13 protein-coding genes are annotated in these 12,808 nt (G+C 42.5%); all 13 read right to left on the bottom strand.

The window, feature by feature from the left end; all coding sequences use genetic code 11:
• Window position 1 precedes the first annotated feature (1 nt).
• The 13 genes from pyrH to flhA all read right to left on the bottom strand — a co-directional run bounded on the left by pyrH (window position 2) and on the right by flhA (window position 12,799).
• The gene (gene pyrH, locus M1M80_RS09080) at window positions 2–724 is read right to left on the bottom strand and encodes a UMP kinase (protein ID WP_003238510.1); all 723 of its coding nucleotides are present in this window, start codon (window positions 722–724) and stop codon (window positions 2–4) included.
• Between the two features lie 145 nt (window positions 725–869).
• Window positions 870–1,751, bottom strand: coding sequence for a translation elongation factor Ts (gene tsf, locus M1M80_RS09075; protein WP_003238511.1), 882 nt, complete (start codon window positions 1,749–1,751; stop codon window positions 870–872).
• A gap of 100 nt (window positions 1,752–1,851) precedes the next feature.
• Window positions 1,852–2,592: a 30S ribosomal protein S2 gene (gene rpsB, locus M1M80_RS09070; protein WP_003220918.1), complete on the bottom strand. Its 741-nt coding sequence runs from the start codon at window positions 2,590–2,592 to the stop codon at window positions 1,852–1,854.
• Between the two features lie 143 nt (window positions 2,593–2,735).
• Window positions 2,736–3,239, bottom strand: a complete 504-nt coding sequence (locus tag M1M80_RS09065) for a hypothetical protein (protein WP_060398634.1) — start codon at window positions 3,237–3,239, stop codon at window positions 2,736–2,738.
• Window positions 3,240–3,267: 28 nt separating this feature from the next.
• Window positions 3,268–4,032, bottom strand: a complete 765-nt coding sequence (sigD, locus tag M1M80_RS09060) for an RNA polymerase sigma-28 factor SigD (RefSeq protein ID WP_003220911.1) — start codon at window positions 4,030–4,032, stop codon at window positions 3,268–3,270.
• A gap of 22 nt (window positions 4,033–4,054) precedes the next feature.
• Window positions 4,055–4,555, bottom strand: a complete 501-nt coding sequence (gene cheD, locus M1M80_RS09055) for a chemoreceptor glutamine deamidase CheD (protein WP_019258413.1) — start codon at window positions 4,553–4,555, stop codon at window positions 4,055–4,057.
• Window positions 4,552–5,181, bottom strand: coding sequence for a CheY-P phosphatase CheC (cheC, locus tag M1M80_RS09050; RefSeq protein WP_003220907.1), 630 nt, complete (start codon window positions 5,179–5,181; stop codon window positions 4,552–4,554). Before cheC ends, cheD begins: the two co-directional genes overlap by 4 nt.
• An 18-nt stretch (window positions 5,182–5,199) precedes the next feature.
• Window positions 5,200–5,670: a chemotaxis protein CheW gene (cheW, locus tag M1M80_RS09045; RefSeq protein ID WP_019258411.1), complete on the bottom strand. Its 471-nt coding sequence runs from the start codon at window positions 5,668–5,670 to the stop codon at window positions 5,200–5,202.
• 21 nt (window positions 5,671–5,691) lie between these two features.
• Window positions 5,692–7,701: a chemotaxis protein CheA gene (gene cheA, locus M1M80_RS09040; protein WP_060398633.1), complete on the bottom strand. Its 2,010-nt coding sequence runs from the start codon at window positions 7,699–7,701 to the stop codon at window positions 5,692–5,694.
• Window positions 7,702–7,706: 5 nt separating this feature from the next.
• The gene (cheB, locus tag M1M80_RS09035) at window positions 7,707–8,777 is read right to left on the bottom strand and encodes a protein-glutamate O-methylesterase CheB (RefSeq protein ID WP_003238518.1); all 1,071 of its coding nucleotides are present in this window, start codon (window positions 8,775–8,777) and stop codon (window positions 7,707–7,709) included.
• A 1-nt stretch (window position 8,778) separates the two neighbouring features.
• Window positions 8,779–9,675 (bottom strand): flagellum location/number ATPase FlhG, encoded by an 897-nt coding sequence (gene flhG / locus M1M80_RS09030; protein ID WP_080429005.1) that lies wholly within the window; start codon window positions 9,673–9,675, stop codon window positions 8,779–8,781.
• On the bottom strand, window positions 9,666–10,766 hold the full coding sequence (locus M1M80_RS09025) for a flagellar biosynthesis protein FlhF (protein ID WP_060398631.1): 1,101 nt from the start codon (window positions 10,764–10,766) through the stop codon (window positions 9,666–9,668). Before M1M80_RS09025 ends, flhG begins: the two co-directional genes overlap by 10 nt.
• On the bottom strand, window positions 10,766–12,799 hold the full coding sequence (flhA, locus tag M1M80_RS09020) for a flagellar biosynthesis protein FlhA (protein WP_019258406.1): 2,034 nt from the start codon (window positions 12,797–12,799) through the stop codon (window positions 10,766–10,768). Before flhA ends, M1M80_RS09025 begins: the two co-directional genes overlap by 1 nt.
• Window positions 12,800–12,808: the final 9 nt, after the last annotated feature.

Genomic DNA, 12,808 nt, shown 5'->3' with positions numbered 1-12,808 from the left:
GTTATTTCCCCCTCACGATCGTTCCGATTGATTCACCGATAACGGCACGTTTGATATTTCCTTCTTCCATAATAGAAAAGACGATAAGCGGAATGTCATTATCCATGCATAAAGATGATGCTGTTGAATCCATGACTTCCAGGCCGTCTTTTAGAACGTCAAGATAAGAAAGTGATTCATACTTAACAGCTGATTCATCTTTTCTAGGATCAGCATTATACACACCGTCAACATTATTTTTCGCCATTAAAATAACGTCTGCTTCAATTTCAGCAGCCCGCAGTGCAGCTGTCGTATCAGTTGAGAAATATGGGTTCCCTGTACCGGCAGCGAAAATAACGACACGTTTTTTCTCTAAGTGGCGTATCGCTTTTCTTCTTATGTACGGTTCAGCAACTTGTCTCATTTCAATGGATGTTTGCACTCTGGACTGGATTCCGAGTGTTTCCAAGCTGTCTTGAAGAGCAAGCGAATTCATAACTGTCGCCAGCATTCCCATATAGTCAGCAGTTGCACGGTCCATGCCCAGGTCACTTCCTGTTTTTCCGCGCCATAAGTTGCCGCCGCCTACTACAACAGCCACTTCGACATCAAGCTCAGCGATTTCTTTCACTTGCTTTGCAATGGATTGAATGACAGTTGGGTTAATTCCGTTACCCTGTTCTCCTGCCAATGCTTCCCCGCTAAGCTTTAATACGATTCGTTTGTATTTTGGTTTTTCCATGATAACCTCCAAGTGTAAACATTGCCGTTTTCTATTATGCAAGAGAAAAAAAGGTTTGTAAATATAGTTTTAAAAATAGGGAACACAAAGTGTGTCCCCTATACTGCCTGAAAAGACGCGACTTGGCCGCGAAATCTTTTCGCCATTATTTTTTCACTTGGTTCATTACTTCTTCAGCAAAGTTTTCTTGACGTTTTTCGATGCCTTCTCCAACCTCATAGCGGACATAAGTTTGAACAGTTGCGTTTTTCGCTGCAACAACTTGTTTTACTTTTTCATCTGGGTTTTTAACGAACGCTTGGTCTAAAAGACAAATTTCTTCGAAGAATTTGTTCAGACGGCCTTCAACCATTTTCGCTACGATGTTTTCAGGTTTGCCTTCTTGAAGGGCTTGCTGAGTTAAGATTTGACGCTCATGGTTTGCTTCTTCTTCAGATACTTGATCACGAGAAATGTAACGAGGGTTAACCGCGGCAACGTGCATTGCGATATCTTTCGCAGTTTCTTCGTCAGTTGTACCGTTCAGAACAGTTAATACGCCGATGCGGCCGCCCATGTGAAGGTAAGCACCGAATGCAGAGTTTTCGTCTTTTGTAAGAACTGTAAAGCGGCGAAGAGTGATTTTCTCACCGATTTTAGCAACTGCGCTTGTGATGTACTCTTCAACAGTAGAGCCGTTTTCCATTTTTTGACCCATTGCTTCTTCAACATCTGCTGGAGTATTTGCAAGAAGGTGATCAGCTAAAGTGTTAAGAAGCTCTTTGAAGCCTTCGTTTTTCGCAACGAAGTCAGTTTCAGAGTTTACTTCTAAGATAACACCTTTGTTGCCGTCAGTTTTAATAAGAGTAGAACCTTCTGCTGCAATACGGTCAGCTTTTTTCGCTGCTTTCGCAATCCCTTTTTCTCTTAAAAGGTCAATTGCTTTGTCCATATCTCCGTCAGTTTCAGTTAACGCTTTTTTACAATCCATCATGCCCGCGCCAGTTTTTTCACGCAGTTCTTTTACTTGCTGTGCAGTAATTGCCATTTGTATTCCTCCTTATATGTTAAACAAGAGTATGTATCTTACACATTTTTCTTGAAAAAAGGTGATAAAAGGCAGTCCCTCTTATCACCTTTTGAATAGGTTACGCAGTTGTTGTTTCTGTTTCTGGTGCAGTTTCTTCAGCAACTTCCGCTTCTTCTTCGCCTTGCTTCGCTTCTAAGATTGCATCTGCCATTTTAGAAGTTAGAAGTTTAACAGCGCGGATAGCGTCATCGTTCGCTGGGATTACAACATCGATTTCATCTGGATCACAGTTAGTATCTACGATACCGATGATAGGGATGTTTAATTTGCGAGCTTCTGCAACAGCGATGCGCTCTTTGCGAGGATCGATGATGAATAATGCATCAGGAAGATCCTTCATATCTTTAATTCCGCCTAGGAATTTTTCAAGACGCTCTAATTCTTTTTTCAATTGAACGACTTCTTTTTTAGGAAGTACATCAAACGTACCGTTTTCTTGCATTTTTTCAATGTCTTTAAGACGTTTAATACGTTTTTGGATTGTTTCAAAGTTTGTTAATGTACCGCCCAACCAGCGTTGGTTGACATAGTACATGCCAGAGCGTTGAGCTTCTTCTTTAACAGAATCTTGAGCTTGTTTTTTTGTTCCGACGAAAAGGATTTTTCCGCCTTCAGCAGCAAGATTTTTAGTGAAGTTGTAAGCTTCCTCTACTTTTTTGACTGTTTTTTGAAGGTCAATGATGTAGATTCCGTTACGCTCCGTGAAAATGTAACGCTTCATTTTTGGGTTCCAACGGCGTGTTTGGTGACCGAAGTGAACACCAGCTTCAAGCAATTGCTTCATAGAAATGACTGACATGTTATTTCCTCCTAATATAATGGTTTTTTTCCTCCGCTTAGGTCATTTTTGTGCAGAACTGCCGCCTGCAGCACCCTCTGCATAAATCGTTAAGCGTGTGTATTTAACACCAAGACATAATATAACACAGCTTTATCCGACAATCAAGAATCCTTTACACCTTTGGAGCGAAATTTTAAAAATAGCTCGATTTCTGTTTTTCCACTCTTCAGTTTCTGGGCAATTTGACTGGCCGAATACCCCTGCTCATATAATACTATGACCTGGTCTTCAAATGATTGGACATCGCTGTTTACACTCTCTTCCTGACGCTCAACCGCAGTAATCAGACCTTCAATATGTTCAGGAAGATTCTCTTCTTCTTGAACTGCATCCCGCTCTGAATATTTTTCAGAGTGCTGAAGGTCTGGCTTTTTGGTTTCTTCCTCAGTTTGACTTGAAGGTGGACCGGTATTTTCTATCAATTTCTCATTTTCTTCTTTTAATTCAAGAAGAAATGCCGCCAAGGTGTTTTCCGTCTCTTCAAGTATCTTCTTTTGCTGTTTTTCTGTTTCTTTCACAGCCGCGAGCCTTGTATACAGAATAATGACAGCGTACAAAAGAGCGCCGTGGAGCGTAAAGCTTAAAAGCCATAATAGTGTTGACATGTTTTTCACTCGCTAACCATGAAATTCATTATTGAATCACTTTTTCCAGCAGATTTTTTAGTTTAAATAGTGCCTTTGAATGGATCTGTGATATGCGGGACGTAGATAGATTTAATACTTGTCCGATTTCTGTCAATGTCAACTCCTCTTTGTAGAACAAACTGACCACCAGCTGTTCTTTTTCAGAGAGTTCGTGAATTTTTTCGGCAAGCTGTGCAATCAGTTCATCCTTCATAATCTTTTCTTCAGGCGGAACATTTTTGTCATCTCTGATCATGACCTGAATGTTTTCACCGTCATCTTGATCATGAAGCTTTTCATCAATTGACAGCAGATTTGCAAAAAAACCTTCATTCATTGTTGACACTACATCCTGTACCGTCATTCCGAGTTCCTCTGCAATTTCTGCGGGCGATACGTTCCGAAGATAGCGCTGTTCAAGCTTTTCAATTGCTGCTTCAACCTTCTTTGTTTTTTCACGTGAGGTTCTGGGCAGCCAATCTTCTTTACGAAGCCCGTCTATGATTGCGCCGCGAATTCTAAACGAGGCGTAGGTATCAAATTTTAAGTCCCGGCTGGGGTCAAATTTTTCAAGGGCATCATATAAACCAAGCATACCAAGGCTCATAAGATCGTCTTTATGCACTGATTTAGGCAGTCCGACAGAAATTCTGCCTACATGATATGTGACAAGCGGCATGTAACGGCGCATTAAATCGTCACCGGCTTTAGGATCTTTCCACTCTTTCCAGCGCGTCCAAAGCACCTGATCTTCATAATTCAAGGATTGCATTGTTATCCCCCTAATACCTTAATTAAATCGTTTTTTCACCTTGTTTAACAGTTCGAATATGCAGCATGCAGGACTTCGGTTCAAATTCTATCGTCCGGCCGCTTGAGCCGCCTGTATCTTCACTCATAATAGGAATATTATATAAAGACAGCTGTTCCTTTATCGCTAATACATTTCTCGGTCCGATCTTCATCAAATCATTTGTTGATTTAAACTTAAACATTTCTGACCCGCCCGCAAGCTTTGCTTTTAATGCAAATTTCCGGCAACCCGCTTCTACCAGCATATCAATCGTGGTCTTTACGGCGGTGTCAGCATATTTAGCCCGATTGAGTTCGGCAGTTTTAGATAACGTTGAATCCGGCAGCATAACATGGACAAGGCCCGCCGTTTGCTTTTCTTTATCATAAAGCACCAGCCCCACACATGATCCCAAACCAGATGTCCGGATGGTGTCCGGGAAGCGGGCGATCTTCACGTCAGCAATTCCTACCTTTACAACAACAGCCTCAGTTGTACTCATAATGATGCACCCAAGGCGACAAAGAGCTTTTCAAATGAATCATAGTCCGGCAGCATAAACATATGCGCTTTCAGCTCCTGCTGATGGCTTTGGTCAAAAATCGACGTGTCGACAACAATAGCGTGTTCTCCAACCTGACTGAGCTCCATCAGCCCTTCGCTGATCACAGCGCCGAACATATCCAATGAAACTTCAGGAACACTAGGATAAAGCTGTAGTTTGGTCAAATCCGCCAAGGCCGTTAAATATGATCCTGCTAAAATATTGCCCAATTCATGCAAAGCGGATGAACTCATATGATCTTCGCCTAAGTCCTCTATATCAAAATCGGGGTTTCCAATCAGCTCTCTGATAAACTGCTCCGCCTGATAAAAAGGCATTATAAAGAACATCGAACCCGTTAAATCGCCTTCCATTCTTAAAAAGATGCTGGCAACCGGGATATCAGCGCCGCCGAAAAAATCGACAAGCTCATCGAAAGACAGTAGCTTTGCAAACGGGACTTCCATATCTATCTTTCTATTTAACAGCTGGGCCATTGCAGAGGCGGAGTGGCCGGCACCAATATTGCCGACTTCCCGCAAAATGTCCATCTGCTCTTCTTTGATTCCATTAAAAATACTCATGTCATAACCCCTTTAAGATTAAGCTTGATCGGGCACAGCGGACTGAGATGATTCTTTATCCAAAACCGCGTTCGCATCAATAATATTTAATAGCCTGTTCTCTTGCTTCACAATCTGTTTGATCGACACATCCGTATCTTTCTGGATGCTTTCTGGAGCGGATTCTATTTCACTTTCGTGTACGGTGATCACATCATTGGCTTCATCCACAATCCAGCCGACTTCAATATCGCGATAAGCAATAATGATAATTCGTGTTTCATCCGTAATTTCATACTCTGGCAAATTCAGGCGCTTTCTTAAATCAATAACCGGAGTCACCACTCCGCGCAAATTGATTACCCCGCAAATATATGGTTCGACGCCAGGCACTCTCGTTGGTTTTTGCCATTTTTCAATTGATTTCACCTGAGTGACAGAAATGGCATATTCTTTGCCATTTACCACAAAGACAATCATTTTTTCGCCTGTTTTAATTTCTGCAGTCATGTGAGACACCTCCTCGAATGGTTAAATAATCAGTGCATTACAATCAATAATGAGCGCTACTTCTCCGTCTCCTAAAATAGTAGCTCCGGAAATTGCAAAGACGTTTGTTAAATAATCTCCGAGTGATTTCAGCACAACTTCCTGCTGGCCAATAAAGGAGTCCACCACAAATGCAGTAGGTTTGTCGCCTTTTTTCACGACAATGATATGGAGCTGTTCCGCATCTTGTCTTGAATCTTCTATTTTAAACTCTTCTTTTAAATAAACGACAGGGACAATGTGTCCTCTAAAGTCAATCACTTCACGGTCATGCGTTTGCAAAATGTCTTTTCTATCAATAACTGCTGTTTCAATGATTGAAGAAATCGGAATGGCAAATGTCTCTTCTTCCAATTTAATCAGCAGTACTGAAATAATGGACAATGTAAGCGGAAGCTGGATGCTGAACAAAGAGCCTTGACCTTCTGCAGATTTCACACTGACTGAACCGCCAAGAGACTCCAGTTTATTTTTCACAACGTCAAGTCCGACACCGCGTCCGGAAATATCAGAAATTTGATCAGCAGTTGAGAACCCTGGAGCAAAAATCAATTCGTAAATTTCATTGTCTTCTAAGGTTTCAGCTTCTTTTTCCGTAATGACCCCGCGCTCAAGCGCTTTTTCAAGAATTTTTTTGCGATTAAGGCCTGCACCGTCATCCTCTACTTCAATAAAGACATGGTTGCCGCTGTGATAGGCTTTAAGCACAACTTTTCCTGATTCTGGCTTTCCCTTTTGCAAACGTATTTCCGGCGACTCGATACCATGGTCAATACTGTTTCTGATCAAGTGAACGAGAGGATCTCCGATTTCATCAATTACTGTTCGATCCAGTTCAGTTTCCGCACCGATGATCGAGAGTTCGATTTTTTTATTCAGCTCTTTTTGAAGCTGGCGAATCATTCTCGGGAACCGGTTAAAAACGGTTTCAACCGGAACCATTCTCATATTAAGAATAATCGATTGCAAATCTCCGGAAATTCTCGTCATTCGTTCAACCGTTTCAGTCAATTCATTGTGCTCAAGCTCTTTTGCAATCTGCTCGAGACGCCCGCGGTCAATGACAAGCTCTTCAAATAAGTTCATTAAAGAATCAAGTCTGTCAATGTTGACACGAATTGTTTTAGATCCGCCGTGCTTCGCCTGTTCATCGTTTTTAGCAGGCTGTTTTTGTTTCTCCTGCTTCACAGGTACAGCTGCTGGTGAATCTGCCGGCTTAGATTCTTCCGGCTTTTCTGCTGATGTTAAAGGAGCCCCTTGAATGACTTCAACATGCTCAATTTCTGAAACGCCATTGATCAATTGTTCAATCTCTTCCGCTGATTGATGTGTTAAGAAGCAAACTTGAAAGTCAGTGCCGAAATCTTCGGTTTCAAGCACTTCCGCACTTGGGATTGTTTTCGCTACTTCTCCGACTTCATTAAGCTTTTCAAACACCATATATACACGAACTGCTTTTAACATACAGTTTTCGTTCAGAGAAATCTTGATTTCATATCGTTTGAAGCCTTGCTCCTCCGCTTCTTGTATGACAGTCCGTTCAAATTCGTCATATCCCCAATCAGATGCTAAATTTTCTGCTAGTGCAGGTTCCGCAGAGGCAGCCGTTTCAGCGTGCGCACCATTTACATCAAGCTTTGCGCTCACTTCTGAGATATCTCTTTTACCATCCCCGCCGTCAATAATGGACTGAACCATAGCTTCCAGGTGATCCAGAGCTTCAAACAAGATATCCAGCCAGTCTGAGGTAACTGCCATATCTCCGTTTCGGATTGCATCCAGCACGTTTTCAAGCAGGTGGGTTAGATGTGCTAAATCCGTATAGCCCATCGTTGCGCTCATTCCTTTTAATGTATGGGCAGCCCTGAAAATATCATGAACGAGCTGAAGGTCAGTCGGGTCTTTCTCTAAAAGGAGAAGCTTTTCATTACATGTTTGTAAATGTTCTTTACTCTCATCAATAAAGACATCTAAATACTGATTCATATCCATTTGAATCACACCCTCTCTTTTTTCACACAGCTTGTGATGGATGCTGCGATATCTTCCACATGTTTAATCTCATGAATGAGGCCCGCTTTAACAGCAGCTTTCGGCATCCCATATACGACACAAGATTCTTCAGACTCCGCAATGGCTTTCACATTGCCGGCCGTAAGCATGTCCTTTAGGCCGGCAGTGCCGTCACTGCCCATTCCGGTCATGATGACCGCTACTTTTTCATAGTCTGCCAGTTTACCGACAGAACGGAATAAATAATCGGCTGATGGCTTATGACGGCTTGGCGTATCGAGATTATCAAGAACGATCTGGAGTCCTCCGCTATTTTTGATAACGGATATGTTTTTTCCGCCCGGTGCTATGTAAACACAGCCGTTAAGAGCTGTTTCGCCATCTTTTGCTTCTTTTACTTGAATGTCGGATAAATGATTCAGCCGCTCAGCCAAAGAAGCAGTAAAGCCTTCAGGCATGTGCTGAACAACAACCACTGGTGCGTTCAAATCCTTAGGGAGCTTCGGTATCACCTTTTGTAAAGCCCTTGGCCCGCCTGTTGATGTGCCGATGCATACAATTTGTCTGCCTGTGCCGGGTTTCGGTTTGCTTAATTCAGGCTTTACAGCACGTACTATAGGGTCAGGCCGAACTGCCTGTGAAGCAGGATGTTTCCGCTTGCCGGAAAGTCCAGCCGCGACGACACGCTCAACTAATTGTTCTTTAATTTTATACAAATCCAGAGATATTGAGCCTGATGGCTTTGTGATAAAGTCAAAGGCACCGATCTCTAAACAATTAATTGTGCACTCTTTTCCTTTCTCGGTCTGGCTTGACACCATGATGACCGGCAAGTTATAAATCTCAATGATTTTGCGCAGTGTGTCTGTCCCATTCATGACCGGCATTTCAACATCAAGAGTAACAACATCCGGCTTTAGTAATTTAATTTTCTTAAGCGCTTCTTCTCCGTTTCTCGCAGTTCCGATTACTTCTATCTGCTTTTCCTCGGTTAGAAAATCACTTATCATTTTTCTCATGAAAGCTGAATCATCAACTACAAGCACACGAATCAAATTAAGCCCTCCTCATTAAAAAAGAAGATAACTTCTCAATAAATGTCTGTTTTTCTACTTTGTGTCTTGTTTCTTCTCTTTCAAACAAGGCATCCGCTAAAAGACGGACTGACCGGCTGGCTTTTGCCTGAGGACTTTGTATGAAAAAAGGAACCTGTTCGACAACTGCTTTGCTTACGATCGGATCTTCAGAAACAGAACCTGCAAACTGAACCTGAACATCCAAAAACATATGAATCGTGCGGGAAAGGCGGGTAAAAGCATCCAGCCCTTCTTGTTGATCACGGCACCGATTGACAGCGACCTTCATTGATAGCTTATTTTCTGTCAAAACCAAGTGCTTGACAGCGCTATATGCGTCCATGATGGCCGTAGGTTCGGGAGTTGTTATGATCAAAATATCTTCCGCCGATAAAATAAAAGGCAGCTGATCTTTTGATAAGCCCGCTCCCATGTCAAACAGTACATAATCGAACTGGCTTAACGCATGAGAAAGCTCATTGGCAAAAAACGCCCATTTTCTCTGATCCAGCTGAAATATCACATCAAGACCGGTTCCCCCTGATATGTACCGCAAACCCTTTGGCCCAACAGATAATGACTGCATCAAAGGCTTGCGATCGGTTAATACATCGATAATCGTGGAAGACGATGAATTTCCCATTAATATATCAATGTTCCCCATCCCGATATCAAGATCGATGAGCAGTACCTTCTTACCTTTATCCTGCAGCGCAAGAGCCATGTTTAAGGTAATATTGGATTTTCCGACACCGCCCTTGCCGCTGATGACAGCAAGTGTCTTCGCTTTTTGAGAATAAACCATTGGCAGAACACGCTGACGCTTTTCCATTTTCGCCCGTAAAGTTGCTGCTTGGTCAAATCTGTTCATCTGCACAGCATCCTTACAAAATCAAGAGGTGATACAGTCTGTATATCCTCCGGCACGTTCTGGCCGTTTGTTATAAATCCGGCACCTATTTTTGATTCTGCCAGTATATTAAATACAGAACCTAAAGAAGAAGTCTCATCTATTTTTGTAAAAATGAACTGATTGACAGGGACAGATGAAAACCGTTTGACAATATGCTTCATATCTTCATATTTTGTAGTCGCGGATAAAACGAGAAATGACTGAATGCTGCTCTCAAAAGGAATCGTCTCTTTCAATTCATCAATGTATTGCTGCTCCTTGAAGTTTCTTCCGGCTGTATCAATAAACACATGATCATACTCAGAAAATAACTCTTTCGCCTGCTGGAATTCTTCTTTTGTATAGCAAACTTCCAGAGGAGCCTGCAGCAGTTCGGCGTATGTTTTCAACTGTTCAACAGCTGCAATCCGATACGTATCTGTTGTAATAAAAGCAATTTTTTTCTGTTTTTCAAGCATAGATATGGCTGCGAGCTTAGCAAGCGTTGTTGTTTTACCAGCCCCTGTTGAACCAAACAGCACGATATACTTTGAATGGATAGGCTCCTGCCACTTGTCTGCTGAAGGCAGCGTATCACATAGGATATCCTGAAGTTTACTGACCACGTTTTCTTCCGTAAGACCGCCCGCTTCCACAGAGCAGCCCAGCAGTTTTTTCAGAGCGCTCGTCTTCGTTGCCTCTTTAATCCCCGTTTCTTGCAAAAGCTTTTCTGCTTTTCGCAGCGGCTCAGGAAGTACAGATTGATAAGCTGAAAAATCAACGGGTTCATGTTGCGCCGGAAATTGAGGGGGGTATGTCCTCTCCTCTATTTTCGGACTGCTGACCGGAGTTTTTAATGTTTGTTTCGGCTCAGCTGCCTTCTGAGGCGTTTTTTTCTCAAGAAAGTCTTGATCCAATACGGCAATTACTTCAACAGCAGGCTTGTTGACGAGTCCAAACCATTTTCGCTTTTTAATTTTTTTCGAATTTAAGATGACCGCTTCATTACCCAACTCTTTTCTGATGAGAAGTGCCGCTTCTTGCATTGAAGCAGCAGTAAATTTTTTGATTTTCATTAAATATCCACCACTCCAATGCTTTGTACCTCAACATTCGCCTCAAGTTCGTTATAAGAGAGTACCGGAAGATCAGGGAAGTATCGTTCCAGAAGCTGTTTCACATACATTCTGACAGGCGGCGAGCAAAGAAGAATCGCAGTTTCCTGACGCAATGAGAGCTGTTCGGCTTCTTTAGCGACAGAGCGCACAATACTTTCTGAAATATCTGGTTCAAGCGACAAATAATTCCCGTGTTCCGTTTGCTGTACACCGTCTGCTATTGCCTTTTCTACACGGCCCGAACAAGTAACAACCTTCAACACTTCATTTTCTTTAGCAAACTGAGCTGTAATTTGTTTTGCCAGTGCCTGTCTTGTATACTCTGTCAAAAGATCAGAATCTGTTGTTAATTTTCCATAGTCAGCAAGCGTTTCGAAAATCGTTACTAAGTTTCGGATTGAAACTTTTTCTTTTAAAAGCTTAGCCAGCACCTTCTGAATATCACCAACAGACAACGGATTCGGCGTAACCTCTTCCACAAGGACTGGATACGTTTCTTTCAAGTGATCGATGAGCTGTTTCGTCTCCTGTCTTCCGATCAATTCGTGGGCATACTGCTTAATTTTCTCCGTAATATGGGTTGAAACGACTGAAGCAGGATCAACAACTGTATAACCAAGCATGTCAGCCTCATCCTTTACCGATTCGCCAATCCATTTGGCCGGCAGTCCGAATGACGGCTCCACTGTTTCAATCCCTTCTATGAGATCGTCTTCAGGCGTAGGCGACATCGCTAAATAATGATCAAGGAGCAGCTCGCCTTTTGCTACTTCGTTTCCTTTAATTTTCAATCGGTATTCATTAGGCTGCAGTGCTATATTATCTCTGATGCGCACGACAGGAATAACAAGCCCTAGTTCCAGAGCCAACTGGCGGCGAATCATAACAATCCGGTCTAATAAATCACCGCCTTGATTGGCATCAGCAAGCGGTATCAGACCATACCCAAACTCAAATTCTATCGGATCGATGTGCAGAAGCTGAACAACGCTTTCAGGGCTTTTAAGCTCGTCAACCTCAGCCTCTTCCTCAAGAATCTCATCCACTTCTTCTTTTTCCTTACCTGATTTAGATAGCGTATAAGCACCGAAAGCAAGCAGCCCTGCAAGCGGCCCCGTCAGAAAAATGCCAATCGGAGTGAAAATACCAAGAAGCAGAATCGTAGCTGCTGCGACGTATAAAAGCTTTGGATAAGCAAACAGCTGACCTGTAATGTCATGCCCTAAGTTTCCTTCAGAGGCAGCTCTTGTCACGACAATACCCGTAGCTGTAGAAATTAACAGCGCCGGAATTTGCGAAACAATTCCATCCCCTACAGTCAGCATCGTAAAGTGTGAAGCGGCCTCTTGAATAGACATGCCCTGCTGAAGCATTCCGATAACGATACCGAAAATAATATTGATCATCACAATGATGATTCCGGCAATCGCGTCGCCTTTTACAAATTTACTGGCACCGTCCATTGCTCCATAAAAGTCTGCTTCTCTTGCCACTTTTTCGCGGCGGTGCTTCGCTTCCTGTTCGGTAATCATCCCTGCGTTTAAATCAGCATCAATACTCATCTGCTTCCCCGGCATTGCGTCCAGCGTAAACCTTGCTGCAACCTCAGAAACACGTTCAGCACCTTTCGTAATGACGATAAACTGAATAATAATCAGGATGATAAATACAACAAGTCCAACTAATACATTTCCGCCGACAACGAAATTTCCGAAAGTCTCGACGACTTTTCCTCCTTCACCATGTGAAAGAATTGAACGGGTAGTTGAGACGTTCAAGCCCAAACGAAATAGGGTTAAAAGCAGCAACAGTGACGGAAAAATCGAAAACTGAAGCGCTTCCTGCATATTCATTGTGGTGAGAAGCACGATCAACGCAAGAGAAATATTTATAATGATCAAAATACTTAACAGCCATGGAGGAAATGGAATCACCAGCATCGCCACAATGAGGACCACACTTATTAAAACGGATAAATCTCTTGTTGACATGCTGTTTTT

It is taken from the genome of Bacillus inaquosorum, from assembly GCF_023238325.1.
Classification (GTDB): Bacteria; Bacillota; Bacilli; order Bacillales; family Bacillaceae; genus Bacillus; species Bacillus inaquosorum.
Note: the sequence above shows the minus strand (reverse complement) of the source record. Positions and strands in the feature narration are given on the sequence as shown.

What these genes read in the sequence shown, in the direction of transcription:
- pyrH (WP_003238510.1), bottom strand. Translation starts at nt 724, where the DNA reads ATGGAAAAACCAAAATACAAACGAATCGTATTAAAGCTTAGCGGGGAA.
- tsf (WP_003238511.1), bottom strand. Translation starts at nt 1,751, where the DNA reads ATGGCAATTACTGCACAGCAAGTAAAAGAACTGCGTGAAAAAACTGGC.
- rpsB (WP_003220918.1), bottom strand. Translation starts at nt 2,592, where the DNA reads ATGTCAGTCATTTCTATGAAGCAATTGCTTGAAGCTGGTGTTCACTTC.
- M1M80_RS09065 (WP_060398634.1), bottom strand. Translation starts at nt 3,239, where the DNA reads ATGTCAACACTATTATGGCTTTTAAGCTTTACGCTCCACGGCGCTCTT.
- sigD (WP_003220911.1), bottom strand. Translation starts at nt 4,032, where the DNA reads ATGCAATCCTTGAATTATGAAGATCAGGTGCTTTGGACGCGCTGGAAA.
- cheD (WP_019258413.1), bottom strand. Translation starts at nt 4,555, where the DNA reads ATGAGTACAACTGAGGCTGTTGTTGTAAAGGTAGGAATTGCTGACGTG.
- cheC (WP_003220907.1), bottom strand. Translation starts at nt 5,181, where the DNA reads ATGAGTATTTTTAATGGAATCAAAGAAGAGCAGATGGACATTTTGCGG.
- cheW (WP_019258411.1), bottom strand. Translation starts at nt 5,670, where the DNA reads ATGACTGCAGAAATTAAAACAGGCGAAAAAATGATTGTCTTTGTGGTA.
- cheA (WP_060398633.1), bottom strand. Translation starts at nt 7,701, where the DNA reads ATGGATATGAATCAGTATTTAGATGTCTTTATTGATGAGAGTAAAGAA.
- M1M80_RS09025 (WP_060398631.1), bottom strand. Translation starts at nt 10,766, where the DNA reads ATGAAAATCAAAAAATTTACTGCTGCTTCAATGCAAGAAGCGGCACTT.
- flhA (WP_019258406.1), bottom strand. Translation starts at nt 12,799, where the DNA reads ATGTCAACAAGAGATTTATCCGTTTTAATAAGTGTGGTCCTCATTGTG.